Source organism: Bacillus sp. JCM 19034, assembly GCF_001310635.1.
In the GTDB taxonomy this organism is placed as follows: domain Bacteria; phylum Bacillota; class Bacilli; order Bacillales; family Bacillaceae_D; genus Halalkalibacter.
The window spans coordinates 41,166-59,324 of sequence record NZ_BAXR01000008.1 but is presented as its reverse complement, the minus strand read 5'-3'; the positions used below and the strand labels follow the sequence as shown (position 1 = coordinate 59,324).

8 protein-coding genes and 6 pseudogenes are annotated in these 18,159 nt (G+C 35.8%); 13 read left to right on the top strand and 1 reads right to left on the bottom strand.

Annotated elements, in window-relative coordinates; genetic code table 11:
- Positions 1 to 154 precede the first annotated feature (154 nt).
- The 3 genes and pseudogenes from JCM19034_RS13130 to JCM19034_RS13120 form a co-directional block, all read left to right on the top strand.
- The gene (locus tag JCM19034_RS13130) at positions 155 to 1,780 is read left to right on the top strand and encodes an FtsX-like permease family protein (RefSeq protein ID WP_062050493.1); all 1,626 of its coding nucleotides are present in this window, start codon (positions 155 to 157) and stop codon (positions 1,778 to 1,780) included.
- A 688-nt stretch (positions 1,781 to 2,468) separates the two neighbouring features.
- Complete coding sequence (locus JCM19034_RS13125; protein WP_062050394.1) at positions 2,469 to 3,266, top strand: aminoglycoside phosphotransferase family protein; 798 nt, start codon at positions 2,469 to 2,471, stop codon at positions 3,264 to 3,266.
- A 143-nt stretch (positions 3,267 to 3,409) separates the two neighbouring features.
- Positions 3,410 to 3,760, top strand: a pseudogene (locus JCM19034_RS13120) (GNAT family N-acetyltransferase); the annotation flags it as partial.
- Between the two features lie 540 nt (positions 3,761 to 4,300).
- On the opposite strand, the pseudogene JCM19034_RS13115 reads toward JCM19034_RS13120, so the two are convergent.
- A pseudogene (locus JCM19034_RS13115) lies at positions 4,301 to 5,724 on the bottom strand (serine hydrolase domain-containing protein).
- 483 nt (positions 5,725 to 6,207) lie between these two features.
- On the opposite strand from JCM19034_RS13115, the gene JCM19034_RS13110 reads away from it, so the two are divergent.
- From JCM19034_RS13110 to JCM19034_RS13075, 10 genes and pseudogenes are all read left to right on the top strand, one after another.
- Positions 6,208 to 6,798: a DJ-1/PfpI family protein gene (locus JCM19034_RS13110; protein ID WP_062050392.1), complete on the top strand. Its 591-nt coding sequence runs from the start codon at positions 6,208 to 6,210 to the stop codon at positions 6,796 to 6,798.
- A gap of 583 nt (positions 6,799 to 7,381) precedes the next feature.
- A pseudogene (locus JCM19034_RS13105) lies at positions 7,382 to 8,315 on the top strand (ABC transporter permease).
- Positions 8,315 to 9,184, top strand: a complete 870-nt coding sequence (locus JCM19034_RS13100) for a carbohydrate ABC transporter permease (protein WP_062050390.1) — start codon at positions 8,315 to 8,317, stop codon at positions 9,182 to 9,184. The pseudogene JCM19034_RS13105 and the gene JCM19034_RS13100 overlap by 1 nt, the downstream one beginning before the upstream one ends.
- A gap of 72 nt (positions 9,185 to 9,256) precedes the next feature.
- Positions 9,257 to 10,797: pseudogene (locus JCM19034_RS13095) on the top strand (extracellular solute-binding protein).
- Between the two features lie 119 nt (positions 10,798 to 10,916).
- A pseudogene (locus tag JCM19034_RS13090) lies at positions 10,917 to 12,132 on the top strand (Gfo/Idh/MocA family protein).
- Positions 12,133 to 12,359: 227 nt separating this feature from the next.
- Positions 12,360 to 14,636: an AraC family transcriptional regulator gene (locus JCM19034_RS13085; protein ID WP_062050388.1), complete on the top strand. Its 2,277-nt coding sequence runs from the start codon at positions 12,360 to 12,362 to the stop codon at positions 14,634 to 14,636.
- 37 nt (positions 14,637 to 14,673) lie between these two features.
- On the top strand, positions 14,674 to 15,732 hold the full coding sequence (locus JCM19034_RS25110; RefSeq protein WP_370621976.1) for a hypothetical protein: 1,059 nt from the start codon (positions 14,674 to 14,676) through the stop codon (positions 15,730 to 15,732).
- Positions 15,699 to 16,730 carry a hypothetical protein gene (locus JCM19034_RS25105; RefSeq protein WP_370621974.1) on the top strand — a complete coding sequence of 344 codons (1,032 nt, stop codon included), beginning with the start codon at positions 15,699 to 15,701 and terminating at the stop codon, positions 16,728 to 16,730. The genes JCM19034_RS25110 and JCM19034_RS25105 overlap by 34 nt, the downstream gene beginning before the upstream one ends.
- 285 nt (positions 16,731 to 17,015) lie before the next feature.
- Entirely contained in the window at positions 17,016 to 17,210 is a 195-nt protein-coding gene (locus JCM19034_RS25100; RefSeq protein WP_370621972.1) for a hypothetical protein, read from the top strand.
- A pseudogene (locus tag JCM19034_RS13075) lies at positions 17,153 to 18,126 on the top strand (glycoside hydrolase family 105 protein). Before JCM19034_RS25100 ends, JCM19034_RS13075 begins: the two are co-directional and overlap by 58 nt.
- Positions 18,127 to 18,159 lie beyond the last annotated feature (33 nt).

Below are 18,159 nucleotides of genomic sequence, written 5' to 3'. Positions count from 1 at the left end.
AGTGTCTTTTCTATTTTAATCTTTTTCTTTTTTTTGATTACTGCATTTCATCCAATGATGGATGCAATCGATTCGAATAGCTCACTTGGAATAGCCATGATTTTATGTAGTATGATTGTCTATATTTTTTCTTTTTATTTTTATTATTTATTCGATGCTGGCTTTTTTAAAGAAGAAAACGAAAAGCCTTGGCGTCTTTATCATTTCGGGAGCATCGACGAAGCAAGTGCAGAAAATGGTATTCCGAGAAAATATGCTGATTGCTTTTGCTGCAATTATTACAGCCATTGTTGTTGGATTAGTTGTTTCTCCTCTGTTTTTAATGGTCGTTAAAAATATCTTGGAGGCAGATAGCTTTGGAATGTATGTACCCGTACAAGCTATTGCAACGACATTCATTTTATTTAGTGTTTTATTTTTCATTGTTTCAAAAATAACGACACGATTTATTAAGAAAGAAGAAGCTTTACAACTGTTAAAAGCAGATATAACACAGGAAAAATTAATACTTCCAACTCCATGGAGATTCCTTTTATCCATCTTAGTGAGTGCAGTTTTATTACTACCTTTCAAATTTAGCCCAGATATCATTGAAAGCTTAGGAATTGTTTATTTTATTATTTTGTTTATCAGTCTGTTAATGACGTTTTATTTGCTATTAACCCAAGGAACCTGGTTTACGATTCGGAGATTGCAAAAAAGCTCCTCATATTACAGAAAAACCAATATGTTATTTGTATCGAATTTACAAGCCAAAGGCAATTCACATGCTCATGTCATTTATTTGCTCAGTATTTTACTGCTTGCAGTATTTGTTACTACGAGTGTTTTGTACAGTTCGTATTATAGTGTCGAAGAAAATACGGAAGCTGTATATCCGTATAGCTTTCAATATATTTCACTTCCAGATAATCCTATAGAAAAAGTACAGCAAGATATTGAATTTATAGAGACAACCCTTGAGCAAGCAGTGGGAGAGTTCGATGCGTATCAATCTGCGTTCAAAACAGACGAAGACCGCAGGATTGGCTTCATGTCGAATGCTAATTTCAATGCACTTGGTACACACCAAGCGATAACACTTAACGATAATGAATATTATGTTGTGGCAGGAAATGAGGGAATAATTCCAAATACGGATGCCATTCAGGATTATGTGGATGACCCTCTTCAGTACGTAGGATTAGAAGAACGAATGATTCTTATAACAGGCTTTCGGGCAGTATATTATGTTATACCAGATGCGATTTATGAAGCAATCAATTATCCGGAATATCATGTGTTTGCCTATGAATTGGAGGACTGGACAGAGAAGGTGGAAGTAGCAGAAAAAATAGAATCACAAATCATGACAGAACCAGGTGAGCGTTATGTCGCATCGAAAATTTCATTATATGCTGACGAGTTATTTGTAAAGAGGATCTTGTTCTTTATTGGTTTTATGCTTAGTCTGCTTTTTATAAGTGCAGCCATGAGTATTCTTTATTTTTACTTGCAGACCTCTTTAGCGGGAGAAAAAGAAAAATATTGGGGCATTCGCAAAATCGGACTATCTATGAAAGAAATTAGTGTTATTGTGACAAGAGAATTAGCAATCCTGATTTTTGTCCCTTTTACACTAGCTACGATTTTATTATTTACCGTGTTATTCAGTATTCGTGATGCACTTTCACCAGCTTTTTTTCAGATGACTACGGTTGGTCTAGGAATTATTTTGCTGTTGTTTACTCTGAGCTTTATTATTATACGTAAGGCATATTTAAAAAAATTGGTAGAGTAAGTGATAGACCACGTTAATCTGGATTTCAAAATCTGAGCAAGAAAAGAACGAAATTGCGACTTCAGAATTGCCACACCTAGAAGATGATCAAACTTTTTTTATAAAAATTGTATAATACTTCAACGAAAGAACCCGTTTTGATTAACCTTCTTTTAAAACGGGTTCTTTTTTACTTACACAAAATGCACGTTAGCAGTCGTTTTTGATCAAACCTTATTTTAAAATCTTCAGTAGACTACATAATACGCAATAACGATTCACATAAAATATGAACAATAATTCGTTAGCAACTGGTATGATTTTAGTATGAAGAATCGCAATATTGTGAAGTTGTTCACTTAAACTAAAGGAGCAGAATAGTTTAATATATAAAATATTTAGAATGTTTTATTTACTGCTAAACTTTTATTTAGTATTATTGACTTAGAGATGCTAAAGAAAGGGGAATCTATACTACATATGTGGAATACCTTGAAATGATTATTTAATTAGATAGAGACAGTTGCGATCCTTGAACACCAAGGATACGTTTATTTGTCTATCTTAAATCATTCAAGGGATTCATGGTGTGGACAATTAAATTCCCATTACCAAGCAGATACCTTTGTGTATCTGCTTTTATTTATGGGTAAAAATACATCTCTATTGACACAAACATAGAATCCTTATCTATATTGGGGGAATTTTAATGGAAAACCATTATGAAAACGAAGAAGTGCTATCAGGTGGGAATGTAACTAATGTATATCGTACAGGAGATACTGTACGACGAGACTTGAAGGAAGATAGTCCTAAAATTCATGAGGTGCTAAAGCACTTAGAGAACAAAGGTTTCAGCTACGCCCCAAAGTTTTTAGGAATTGATGAAAGAAATAGAGAAATATTATCATTTATTGAAGGTGAAGCTGGTCATTATCCTTTAAAAAAATATATGTGGTCCAATGATGTTTTAAAAGAAACTGCTAAAATGCTTCGTCTCTATCACGATGCTGTGAGTGATTTTCCAATCGAAGAAAATTGGCAACCAATCGATAACACCCCTCAGCCATTTGAGGTGCTATGTCACAATGATTTTGCCGTCTATAACATTATTTACAATGGTAAAAAGCCGGTAGGGATTATTGATTTTGATCTTGTCGCCCCTGGTCCAAGACTTTGGGATATAGCCTATACTCTTTACACTTGCGTTCCTTTAAGTAGACTTTGGCATACTGAAACATATGAGACTGTTCATTATGAGCCATCAAAAGATGCTGAGCGTATAAAACAAAGAATTACATTGTTTTTTGAATCTTATGGTATTGCCGGAATGGAAAAAGGTTTTTTAGAGATGGTATTGCTACGAGTTGAAGGCCTATGTAAAACCATGCAGAGTAAAGCTAAAGAAGGCGATATGGCGTTTCAAAAGATGATCGATGAAGGACATTATGAACATTATCAACAGGAACTTGAATTCATTCGTGAACATGGGAAAGATTGGATTTAAAGTAATATTGAAATAAATGAATAGTTATAGCGTTAAGCCTAACAGGTTTGACGCTATATTTTATTTATGTTTTAAGGAGAGAAATCTCTTGTGTAAGTTAGTCAAAAAAACAAGTTTGTGAAGTAAAGTACTTCAATGATTTTCAAAAGGAATGTCAATCTTTTTTAGAGAATGCACTCAATAGTGGTCAATGGTTCATTTGGATTGCGGAGGATAATGGAAAAATTGTATCACATATATACATAGAATTAATACAAAAAGTTCCACGCCCTGGTAGAGTAACACATCCATTTGCTTATATGACGAACGTATTTACTATAAAAGAATCTCGAATTAAGGGTATTGGGAGTAAGCTACTTGCCACAATAAATGAGTGGGTTAAAGAAAATAAATATGAATTTGTTATTGTATGGCCAAGTGATGATAGCATTAAATATTATAAGAAAAATGGATACGTTCATTGTACAGAACCTATGGAATATTTTCCTTCTTGAAGTAATGGGGGCATAGTGGAATAACTGGAGATGTCGTTGATGCTACTCCTTGTTGTGCTACAGCATATAATAAAACAAAGTCATTTGCTACGCAGTATTGACCGTTTGTGCAGCAAAACCGGCCTCCACCCCTTGGATAGGCATGAAGAAGGAATGAGAGGGCTAAAGACCTGTTGAGACATGGGAGGGAAAGCCTCCAGGGGGGCGTGGAGAATCGTGCATTACATGGTAAAAGGTAGAGCTACTATTAACTCCTCTATTCCCGCATGCCTTCATGTAGCCTTTATTATCAAAATTCATTCCATTCATCCGTCATTGTTCTTAGAAGTGGTCTGAAATCCCGCGAATAAGCGGGCATTTATGAGTAAAAAGAATCTAACTGAGGGAGGTTAGTGGAAGCAATAGTAATTAGGTTTGACTGGGAAAATTGCCGATGATATTAGAAAAGACACCGAAGTGTCTTATGTTTTTCAAATTATGCATACCGATAAATTGAAACTTAATTACTTAACATTATGCTTATCTTGGGAGCGAGGTATTTTATCGGTGAGTGTATATAAACCATGTAATGCTTGCTGTTAATAATGCTGACGAAATCAAAGCTGTAAGAACACTATATGTTTGCCAAATAAGTATCGTTGACCAATCGAAAGCAAAGCACAGTATCCCTAGGGCAATCGTAGCGATCAGGAAAATAACTGTTACGATTATTCTCTTTTTTGTCATTGGCTGCCGCTCATTCGCTTTCCTTCTGCGTAATCCTAAGAGAAATAGCAGGACAGCCAATAGGCAAAGAATAATTGTGATAGACGACAAAATGATATCCAAAGCTGTGTGCCGCTTATTTCATATGACTGAGTTAGATTACCGTCTAATATATCTTTAACTTTTGGTACTAGGTTTATATTTGTATTTGTGCCGTTGCTCAGCAAGCTGATGGCTGTTCGTTCATTTAGCAGTATGGTTACTTGGGTTCTGAAATTTGGATTGACCCAGTGTGTTCTATAATCGTTTGGTCGGCGTTTACCGACCAGCCTGCGGCATAATACATATCGTTGACAGCCGAAACAGACATATCACCCTATGTGATTTTTCGATAATCGTGTGAAATATTTCGGGTATGTCCTGCACGATACCCATCTGTATGCCCATCCAACGCGCCATATCTTTTGTATTAGAAATGATGTAGCCTGCGGGTTTATTCCCAGCATAATCCGGAGCATTAAATGGAGTGGTCATAAAAAAGGAAGAACGGTAGCCTGTGCCAACTGTCCAGTGGCTTGAGAATCTTCTTTATAAACATACGTCTGGTGAAGACCTAACGGCTGAAATACCTGTTCTGTCATAAAGTCTTCATAGCTTTGTCGCGACACAATCTCAATAACCAAACCCAATACGTCATAATTAACGGTTCCATAGTTATACTGTTCACCGGGAGGGAACGCCAATTCAGCATCTACGAGCATTTCCACAGTCTTTTGCAACATATCCGGCGTATTGCCTTGTGGAATATTTTGACTATGCCTAATATTTGTTAGACCACTAGTATGGTGAAGAAAGTTATTTAATGTAAGGCTTTGCATATCAACAGGTTTCCCTTGATACTTTAACGTAAACCAAGGTAAATATTTTTGGACAGGGTCAGTCATTGAGAGCAGCCCTTGCTCTTCCAACAGCATAATACCCATTCCGGTAAAAGCTTTACTGACCGAGGCTAACTCATAGAGTGTATTTTCACTAGCAGACAACCCCTTTTCACGGTCTGCATACCCTGAAGAAAAGTAGAACACTTCATCATCAACAAGTATTGAGATTGACATTCCTGGCACTCCCGATATACGACAGGCATCATCTAGCAACGCTTGTATTGCCGCAGATTTCGAATCTGATAGCGCATAACTTTGTGTTGCGAATCCTGAGAATAATATAAATATCATTAATATAAAAACAGTAATCTTTTTCATAAACTCTCCTTTTTGAAAAATTATAAGAGAATCATATAAATAATCTACTTTTACAACTACTAAACTAAATATTAAATTATCTTTCAATTCACCTATATAACATCAAGTAATTGTGAAGAGTTACTCCTAAACGAAAAGATGCGTTAGTTCAATAAGAAGTAAACAACTTTATTATAAATTTTTAATTTTATATAAACAGATGGAAATAATTCGAAACTACTTTAAAGAGCCTTGCTACTAGAATGTAGTAAGCTCTTAGCTTTTATTAATCAAAATTCAATAACTTTATTATTATCATTATACAATAAATGTGGAAAATATAAACAATAATTCGTTACTCTCTTGTTTAATTTTAGTATGTAGATATGCATTAAACTAACGAGCAGAATGATTGGAAATATATAATTCCTTGCTTTTTATACCATAGGGGGTAATGTATAATTAAAGGGAGGTTAATAAAATGCTCAAAATTATAATGTAGGTATACTGTTATTTGATTATGTTGATGCTTTAGATTTTACAGGCCCCTATGAAGTTTTTAACTTAACTACTTATAGTAATAGCGATGTAAAAAAACTCTTCTCTAACAATCTGGAGGAAAAGCCGTTTAAGGTAAGTACAGTGTCCCAAGATGGGAAGCAAATAACTGTACATAACGGTTTGCAAGTAAAGCCTGATTACAGTTTTTCTGATGCACCCGTATATGATATTGTTGTTGTTCCAGGTGGGCCGTTAAAAGCATTAAAGTTAGTAGAGAGTAATGAAGAAATAATAACTTGGATTGAAAACTATAAAGACAAGATAGTAGCATCTGTATGTACTGGAGCATTTTTCTTAGCCCAAGCTGGAATACTTAATGGGAAGAAAGCGACTACAAATCGTTTAGCCTTAAACCTGTTAGAGAGAAGTTTCCCAAAAGTAGAAGTTATTAGAGGAGTTAAGTATGTGGATGAAGGAAATGTTATTACTTCGGCAGGTATATCCGCAGGAATTCAAATGGCATTACATGTTGTTAGCAAATTATTTGATGAAGAGACAGCTAAACGAACTGCTCATACAATTGAATTAGATTAAATAAATTTTGGAAATTAATCAGAATAAGATGCCTTTTTCGTATTGAACTAATGGAGCTTTAGTTAAACAAGTGCAAAAATTATAAACGGAATTTTTTGCTGAAAAGCGAGCATTTGTGAGTAAATAGAATCTAACTGAGGGAGTTCAACAATACTATTCAATATAAAAGACGTTTTCCTGTAAGAGGAAAAGCGTCTTTATTTATGTTAATACTATTCTTCGCTGCTTGTCCTTTCCAAGATTATGATTCACGAAAAAATACAATCATCAAATGAAACAAATGATATACAATTTGTTGATATGCACATAATTCCTAGAGGTTGATTGCTACAGGAGACGCGTAAAAGAAAAAAGATGATAAACGATTTTAACAATCGTGATCAAAAGATAAAATCAATCAGCTGTTCAATAATGGTTGATTTTCTGTTTGATATGTTGATTGTCAAATAACCGATTAGCTTGGTATAGTTGAGCCAATTCAGTCAACAAATTTCTTTTTTACGAAGAGAAATTGCGTATTTTGGTAAAGATGCCAAAAAAATAAGCAAAGGAGGAAAGCAGAGTGGAACGAGTGAACATGGAAATGAAAAGGCTTACAAAAAGAGAAGTAAAAAAAGAAAGATCGCTACTAACCAATATCAAAAAGCATTGGATGCTTTATATCATGATTTTACCCGGAGTGTTATTTTACATTGTATTGAAGTATATACCTCTGCTGGGGACGATCATTGCCTTCCAGGACTATCAAATATTTAATGGGATATTAAACAGCCCTTGGGTTGGGTTTGATAACTTTATTCATTTATTTTCTTATCAAGATTTTTATCAAGTTCTACGCAATACGTTTTTAATTGCCTTTTTATTTGCTTATCTTTGGATTTCCGGCACCAATCATTCTCGCTTTACTTTTTAATGAAATAAGAATTCGCTTTTTAAAGAAATCTGTACAAAGCTTATTCTACCTTCCACATTTTCTCTCGTGGGTAATTGTAGGTGGGATTGTATTCGAATTATTATCTTCACAAGGGGTAGTAAATGGAATTCGTGAATGGTTTGGAGCAGAAACCATTCTGTTTATGCAAGAAGAGAGCTATTTCAGAACAATTGTTGTTATATCAAGTGTATGGAAAAATGTTGGCTGGGGAACGATTGTCTATTTAGCGGCTATTACCTCCATAAATCCAAGTTTATATGAAGCCTCGGTAATAGATGGAGCTAACCGATGGAAGCAAGTGAGGTATATCACACTTCCGTTAATGTTTCCTACTATATTGGTCTTGTTTTTACTTAATATTGGAAATTTCCTGGAGCTAGGATTTGATCAAATTTATAATTTATTAACTCCGATGACCTATTCTGTTGGAGACATTATTGAAACCTATGTTTATCGTGCTGGTGTTTTACAAGGGCAATATAGTATGACTACTGCGATTGGGTTATTTCAGTCTCTTGTTGGTTTTGTTTTAATATGGATATTTAATAGAATGGCTAGAAAAACAGAACAGGGGTTATGGTAATGAGAAAATCAATTAGTGAAAGAATATTTGATATTTTTAATTATACGGTGCTTATTATCCTTGCTTTGACAATGATTCTTCCATTGCTTCAATTGTTAGCGGTATCGTTCAGTTCTCCGATAGCAGCTGATTCGAAACAAGTATTTTTATGGCCTGTGGAATTTACCTTAGACACTTGGGCACATATTCTACAAAACAAAGTATTATGGAAATCCTTTGCTGTCACCGTGTATATCACGGTGTTTGGGACCTTTTTAAGTATGTTATTTACTGTATTAACAGCTTTCCCGTTATCTAGAAAGGAATTTATGCTTCGTAAACCGATTATGTTTATGATTGTTATTACGATGATATTTAATGCACCGATGATCCCTTTCTTCTTAACTGTCCGTAGTCTTGGAATTATGGATACCTTATGGGCATTAATTATTCCAGGTTTAATTAGTACATTTAATATGGTCATCGTACGAACATTCTTTATGGGGATTCCTAGTGAATTAGATGATGCAGCTAAAATTGATGGTTGTAATCCTTTTCGATTGTTATTTCAAATCTATTTACCACTTTCAAAACCAGTTCTAGCGACGATTAGTTTATTTTATGCTGTGGGATATTGGAATACATTTCAAACGGCCATTCTTTTTATCCGAAACCCTGACTTGTACCCACTACAATTAAGGCTTCGAGAGTATTTTCAAGCACCAGAGGAATTGGCTGCCGTGAATTTAATTATGAATGAATTAGCTTTTAATACAACTACATTAAAAGCAGCGACGATTATCTTCGCAACGGTTCCAATCGTTTTAGTTTATCCTTATTTACAAAAGTATTTTGTCAAAGGAGCTGTGTTAGGCTCATTAAAAGATTAGCTACTTTTTTAATGATACGATATTAAACCGCTTACAATGGTTTGATATAAATGAAAAAAGGGAGGATTAACAATGAGTACAGATCAAAGAATCGTTTGTTTTGGGGTCATTATTTCATTATTATTGTTATTTGTTGTTGTCGGATGTTCCAATTCCGATACGAGCAGTCAACAGTCAACAAATGGAGAAACAGAAGACAATGAAACGATAGAGCATGTGCGAGTCTTTAAAAGTCATTTATCGAAGGGAGTTCTTCCAGATAGTGATGATCCACATGTCCAACAAGTATTGGAAGAAACAGGAGTTGAATATGAGCTGATGACACCACCTGCTGGCTCTGATGCGACAGAGTATTTAAATATGTTATTTGCCTCTGAGGATTATCCAGATATTTTCAGACCGATTGGTGGGATGGAAAGAACGTTAATTCAACAAGGAGCAGCACTACCTTTAGATGACCTCCTCAAAGAATATGCACCACATGTATGGAACAGTATACCAGAAGAAGCGTGGGATGTTGTGCGAGCAGCGACACCAGATGGAAAAATTTATTATGTGCCAAAGGTTTATATGATTCCAGAACGTGCTGCATTATTAAGACAGGATTGGTTAGATAATGTTGGTCTTGATATGCCAGAAACATTAGAAGAGTATAGAGAAATGCTTATCGCTTTTCGTGATCAAGATCCAAATGGAAATGGTGAAAAGGATGAGCTGCGACGTCTGGGAGGGAATTTGGTACATGGATGGATCACTTGTTTGCAATGTTTGGTGTTGCAATGTGGGAAGGGCAACCTGAATGGGATATATATGACGGTGAAATCCAATATGCTGGTGTAACGGAAAATATGAAAGAAGCCATTATATTTATACGTGAATTATATGAGGAAGAATTATTAGATAAAGAAACATTTTTAAATAAAGGAGACGTGTGGACAGCCAAAATAAATAATAATTTAGTAGGTAGTTGGTATCACTTACCAGCAAACTTATTAGATAGATATGAAGCGATGCGCCAAGGAGCTGAAGACGCTTATATTGTTGGAATGCCACTACCAAAAGTAGATGGATTTACTGGTTTTATTACACAAAAAAGTATGGGAGAACCTGAGTGGATGATTCCAAAAGTGTCTGAAGAAAAAGCGATTGCCTCATTAAGGCTCTTAGACTTTTTCTACAATCCGGAAAATGACGATTTTATCCGATATGGGATTGAAGGAGCGCAGCATAAAGTAGAAGATGGAAAAAAAGTTCTGATACCAGCTACTGACGAAACACCAATTGCTTTAGGAATGAGAAACTTAACGACAAAAGAAGATATGGACATTCGAATAACTGAAACATTTCCTGAGGACCAGCAACAAATGGTGATGGATATTTTTGAAGTCAGTACAGCTGATGCTAGGAGAATTGCAGGAGATGGTTTACCTTCAACTGTTTATGATGGATATTCTGACATTCAATCTCATAAGCTTTTCCAAGAATATTTAACGAAGATTGTCATCGGTGAGTGGTCAATTGACAAATTTGATGAATTTGTCGAAAGGTGGTATAGCTCAGGTGGAGATGTGGTCACAGAACGAGTTCAAGAGTGGTATGAACGGTTAAATTGATATCGGTTCAGAGTAGTCATTGCTTTTTGTAATGACTACTTTCTATCAAACATAGAAAGGAATGGAGTTATTTGAGAAAGAGATATGTGATTTGTGGAGTGAGCGGAAGGGCATTAGGCATGTTTGCTAAGCCGATATTGACAGACTTTTCGTCTACATGTGAGCTAGTCGGTTTATTAGATTGTGATCCGTTACGTTTTACTACTTTTCGTACTAGATTTCCAGAGAATTCGCATATTAAAACCTACAATGAATCTGAATTTGAGCAGATGGTTGTAGAAACAAAGCCAGATGTGGTCATTGTTGCTGGTAGAGATGACACACATGCAAGGTATATTGTTCGTGCATTAGCCAATCATTTAGACGTCATTACTGAGAAGCCAATGGCCACGACTGGTTTAGATTGCAAAAAATCATAGAGGCAGAAAAAGCAAGTCTTGGTAAAGTGATCGTAACATTTAATTATCGATATGCTCCTATTCATACAAAAATAAAAGAATTAATCTTGGAGGGAAAGCTAGGGAAGATTACATCGATCGATTTGAATTGGTATCTTGATACACATCATGGTTCTAGTTATTTTAAACGTTGGAATCGATATCGAGATATTTCAGGAGGATTGTCCATCCATAAATGTACACATCATTTTGATTTAGTGAATTGGTGGATAAATCAAACACCTGTTGAAGCTTTTGCTTATGGTGATCTTCATTACTATGGTGCAAATGGAGAATTGAATCCTGCAGAGGATACGGACGGGAGATATTGCGGTACATGTAGTTATACGGAAGAGTGCGCATATTATGCTAGGTGGAATAGAAGACAAAAGGTGGTAAACGTCCCAGATGACCATCTTGCTCACTTGAAGCCGAAAATCAGAAATACCCATATACAAACTATCGTCCAGACAGATGTATTTTTGATGGAGATATTGAGATTGAAGATACGTATAGTGCAACAATTAAATATAGCGAAGGTGCTTTACTTAGCTATTCAGTTAATTTTTCCCTTCCGTATGAAGGCTACCGTTTAGCGATAAATGGAACAAAGGGAAGGATTGAGACAATGGAATACCATGCACCAAAACGTACGCCTTTTCCTACTCCAGTTCAAACGATCGATTATTTCCCTTTGTTCGGGTCTAAGGAAACGATTCATGTTGTTCATAGAGAGGGTGGACATGGTGGAGGAGATCCTCTGTTATTAGAAGATATCTTCTTGGGAGAAAGCAAACATAAACCATTTCAATTATTATCAGGTGCTAAAGACGGTGCTTACTCGGTTGCAACAGGTGAAGCGGTATGGAGGTCGGTGAAAGAGCATCGGCCATATTAATTAATGAGGTATTACATGGATTAAAACAACAAAGCGAAGCATAAATTATAAAGATAATAAGTCATATCGAACAACAAGCAGCTCACAATCATTATAATTGAATGACTAAACAGGGAATCGGAATGGTTATGCTTGCAGGAGCAGAGATAGAGAAATCAGAAATATAGAAGAATAAAAAGGAGTAAAGTGGGTGTGTGTTGTAATTTTAAGAAAAGGAGGGAAAATACATGCCCAACCGACTTTATAATTGGTCGAAACAAATATGGAAAATTACACAAACACGATTGGTGCTTCTTGTAAGTTTAGCCATTTTTATCATTATACTCATTGTCGGCTTCACTTCCTACTATTCTTCTAAATCTGTTTTGCAGGAGCAATTACATGAACCTCAAAAGCAAATGCTTCATATTAGTATGGAGCTAATTGATTCATATATTGAAGAAACAAATAAGACGGCCATTAATCTTTCTCTTGAACCTAGCATTCATGAATTTCTGAAAAGCACACATCAAAATTCGTATGATAATATTACGGGAATCTATCAATTATTATCAACAGTTATTAAAAACTCTCCTTATATTAAAAGTATTTATATTTATGATGTCAATAAAGACAGCTTTGTATCAATGCCACAAGGGTATAGTTCCAATCGTATCAATTTTATCGATTCACACTGGATAGATGATCTAAATGAATTTGAATTGGAAACAATGGTTGTGAAGAAAAGAGAAGTAAGAAAGTCGGAGAATTCAACGATATCAGAAATCACGTTATTTAGGAAAATAAAGATAAATGATTCCTTAATGGGGATTATTGCTATAAACCTTGAGGAAGATGAGATCTTCTCAAAATTAAATCCTTCTGATAGCTCGGCTATTAATAGCATGTGGTTTATCACTGACAAACACAATGAAGTCTTATTTACGAAGCCGCCTAATCATGCTTTCGGATTTGTACCGATTGATGAAATACTACAAGAGTTAGATGAAAACGAGATAAGTGAATTTCTTTATGAGGATCAAAAATTGTTGGGGACGATGATGACGTCTCAACTAACATCATGGAATTACGTCTCTTTAGTATCTCAAGATAGCTTACTAGCCAAATCAAAAACAATTAGAAATGTTGTTTTTTTAGTATCACTTATTGCTCTATCCCTAGGTTTAATGGTCATTATTTATATTCATAATCAGTTATTTAAACCGATAAGGCGAATTAAAAAGTTATTTAATGTGAAAGACAACAACATGGAAATGGGTGATTTAACTCATTTAGAAAACCTAGCAGTTGACTTAATAAGCGATCACACATACTTATCACGAATGGTACAAAAAGTGAAGATGGAAGCTACATCTAAGTTTTTTAATGACATTTATTTAGGGAATATAAAAAATAAAAAAGCTGTTTATGAGAAGTGGACGCTATATTATCAAGAGTGGACAAACAAGCCTTATGTCATCGTCATGATTTCGATTGATAGCTATTATGAATGGGTAAAGAAATACCCGGAGCCAGATCATCCATTATTAAAGTTTGCATTAACAAATATCGTATCTGAAGTACTGACTCCCGTCGGACGTTGTGAATGTGCGGATTTAGGGAAAGATAAACTAGCTCTTCTATTATATGGAGAGAGTGAGTTGGGAAATTTAAGCACTTGTTTATTGAAAGCGGTTACTTCGGTTGGAGAATTATTAGGTTTTAGTATCTCGATTGGGGTAAGTAGAGTAGGGTCTGATATAGGAGAGTTAGAGCATTTCATGATTGAGGCAAGGGATGTACTTACGATAAGAGCTTATAAAGGTTACGGTAGCTTCATCACATATGACGAATTTAAAAGCTATACTAATAACCATTCACAGTTAAATGAAGATAAGATTGAGAATTTAATTGAACTCATTCAATCAGGAAACACATCAAGTGCTAGCAATCTGATCACTTCATTAATAAGCGAGATAACTAAGAATAAATATAACCCTATTAAGGTCATTCCTTTTTTAGGGAAAATCGAAAAACGATTGCAGCACCTTTCTATAAGTAATATAGAAGAAAATGAGCAACAAATAATGGAACGGTTTCTAACTATGGATTTACAGGATATAGAGAAACGTTTACAAAGTCAGGCTACTACCTTATCAGAAAGATTTAAAGTAACTCAACAGCAAAAGGAATATATTATTTGTACCCAAATGATAGAGTTTATGAAATGTCATTTAAAAGAGCCTATTGGGGTTCAGGAAATAGCAGATTCTGTCCAGATAAGTGTTAGTTTAGCCAGTCAAATATTTAAAGAGCAAATGAATGAAACGATTTATGGGTATTTTACGAGGCTAAGAATAGAGCACGCAATAGAGTTGTTATTAGAAACTGATAAAAAAATATCAGATATAGCCATCGAAGTCGGGTATCAACATGAGAACAGTTTTATACGGGTCTTTAGAAAATATAAAAATATAACACCTGGAAAATATAGAGGACAACTAAAATACGGAACGGATAAATGAGTAGAAAATAACGATGAGAACGTGAATGAGGTGTGATATGAATAAAAAAGAAGTGATAGAAAGACATAATCCCCACATATCAAAAGTGGAAGCAAATGCTCCACTATCGCTTGGAAATGGCGATTTTGGTTTTAGTGTGGATTTCACAGGGCTACAATCCTTTCCAAATTCGTATGATGCTCCACTTAGTACACAATCTAATTGGGGTTGGCATTATACAAAGGGAAAAAGGGCTTATAAAAATGAAGATATTCGTTATCAATCATATGAGACCTATGGAAGAAATGTCGATTATCCGATGAAACCAGAGGATAAGGAAGAAGCCTACCACTGGTTAAGGCAAAATCCACATAGATTGCAGCTAGGGCGAATTTCCTTTCGTTTTCTATCAAAGCTGGGAACTAAAGTTGAGATCAATCAAATAACACAAATCAATCAAAAGTTGAATCTATGGACCGGAACATTGCATAGCCAGTTTTTAGTAGAAGAAGTACCAGTGGAAGTGATAACCGTTTGTCACCCACATCGTGATGAAATAGGTGTGAAAGTCGTCTCTCCTTTAATGAAAGAGAAACGTCTCGAGATATTTACCTTATTTTCTAATCCAGATATGACACATACTAGTTGGTCAAAGTCCATTTTTCCAGATTACGATCATAAGGATAGACATGATTCAACAATGAACCATATGGTTAATAATACAGCACTTCTTCAAAGAAGGATGGATGATGATGTCTATTTCGTTCAATGGAACTGGAGTGAAGGAGAGCTAAAACAAACTGATACCCATGAATTTACGTTGTCACCAAGTTATAAGACAACTGAGCTAGAGTTTACATTACATTTTGCCTCAAAGAAGTCCAAAAGTTCTAACTCTGCTTTTTACGAGATACTAAAAGCAAGTGAGCAGTATTGGGAGAGCTTTTGGCTAAAAGGTGGTTGTGCTGATTTCTCAGGTAGTACGGACCAAAGGGCGTTTGAATTGGAGCGTCGAGTGGTTTTATCACAGTATTTATGTGCTGTTCATAGTGGTGGTTCTCTTCCCCACAAGAGACAGGGTTTATGTATAATAGTTGGTTTGGGAAATTTCATTTAGAAATGCATTGGTGGCATGCCTCTCATTTCCCATTATGGAATCGGCCTGATTTATTAGAAAGAAGTATGGATTGGTATGAAACGATTCTAGATAAAGCGAGAGAATTAGCTCACTCACAAGGATATAAAGGAGCTAGATGGCCCAAAATGGTTGGCTATGATGGGATTCAAACTCCTTCTCCTGTAGCTCCTGGTCTAATTTGGCAACAGCCACATCCAATCGCTTTATCTGAATTGCTCTACAGGGCAACCCAATCAAAGTCGGTTTTAGAGAAGTATCAATCAATCGTATTTGAGTCGGCAGATTTTATGGTTTCTTTTGCACATTGGAACGAAGAGAGAGAGGTTTATGTATTAGGACCACCACTCATTCCTGCACAAGAATGCCATCAGATGAATGACAGTTTCAATCCACCGTACGAAGTAGAATATTGGAAGTATGGACTTGAGCTCGCAGTTGAATGGGCAAAACGACTAAATATAGAAGGAAATCCAAATTGGGAGAAAGTATCTCGTTTGATGACACCGCTCCCTCACAAAGATGGGGTTTATCTCGCTCACGAAAATTGCCCTCAAACATTTACAGAGAAAAATCACGATCATCCTTCGATGCTTGGAGCACTTGGAATCCTACCCGGCAAGCTAGTCGATGAAACCATCATGAGAAAGACATTATTCAAGGTGCGAGATGAATGGGATTGGGAATCCTCTTGGGGTTGGGATTTTCCGATGTGTGCAATGACAGCTGCACGATTAGGAGAAAGGGAGTTAGCGTTAGATTTCTTACTAATGGATGCAACAAAAAATACGTATCTAGTAAATGGTCATAATTATCAACGACCAGGGTTAACCGCTTATCTCCCGGGAAATGGGGGATTATTAACAGCAGTTGCGATGATGATTTGTGGCTGGGAAGGCTCTCCTGAAGATGAATGTAGTGGTTTTCCTACCAACGGTAAGTGGACGGTGAAGTGGCAAGACATTCATTCGTATTTATAGGTATGAAGGATAAGTGCAACTAGGGCCGAGCATGTTTCTCACGGCTTGGCTTTGCCAAGCTTTCTTGAAGGTTAAGAGAGTATAAAAAATCACAGAAGCAGGTGTGGGAAGATTCGAGGAAGCTGCGGGCGAAATCATAGAAGAGCGACAGTTCCGCTCGCTACGCGTTTTTTGCAAAAACCACTTTTTTAGAAAAACTTAAAACCATTGTAACGGCTCCACAAGTCGCTTGAAAGAAAAGACGCTCAGCGTTTTTCTAATTCTACTGAAAAAGGAGTTTTATTTATGAATTCAACTAGTTTGTCAGTAAAGATTGCAAACTCCATTCAATCTCAATTTGTAGATGGCTATCACCCTAAGATTGCTAATAAGTGGGGATATGTAGCAGGTATGACTTTAAAAGCATTAGATTGGTTATCAGAGTGGAAAAGGATGAGCACTATCATGAGATCGTTAGGCGTCACCTTGATTTATTTATAAGAGAGGATGGGACAATTAAGGGTTATTCTTTGGATGAATATAATTTAGATCATATTAATGAAGGGAAAAATTTATTTAAGCTTTGGAGAAAGACGAAAGATAGTAAATATAAAAAAGCTTTAGATTTATTGTATACACAATTAAAAGGACAGCCACGCACGAGTGAGGAGGATTTTGGCATAAGAAGATTTATCCGTTTCAGATGTGGTTAGATGGTGTATACATGTCGTCTCCCTTTCTCGCAGAATATTCAAAAGAATTTGAGATTCCCACTGGATTTGATGACGTCGCTACTCAAATCCTATTGATTGAGAAAAATACAAGAAACTCTCAGAATGGTCTTTTGCATCATGCTTGGGATGAAAGTTGTGAACAACGTTGGTGTGACCAGAAAACAGGTAGGTCCCCTCATGTATGGAGCAGGGCAGTTGGCTGGTACTCAATGGCCATTGTCGATTCAATTGAGCATTTTCCAAAGAACCACCAAAAGCGTGGACAAATGTTAGGAATATTTGAGCGGATGGTTCATGCGATTTTACATGTTCAGGATCAAGAGACAGGGTTATGGTACCAAGTAATGGACCAAAATGGAAGAGACCGAAATTATTTAGAAGCATCTGGTTCTTGTATGATGACATATGCGATTGCAAAAGGAATACGTTTAGGTTATTTATCTGGGATTGATACAAAGGCCGTAACGAAAGCATACAAAGGGATTTTGGACCATTTCGTAACAGAAGATGATAAAGGTATACATTTGCACCAAATTTGTAAAGGGGCTGGATTAGGTGGACACCCGAATTATCGTGATGGCTCCTATGATTATTATATGAAGGAGCAAATCGTTAGTGATGATTTAATGGGAGTAGCACCATTACTTCTTGTAAGCATCGAGTGGGAGAAGCTACACGAATAAAAAATTTGGAGAAGTTCGATTTAGATATATCGT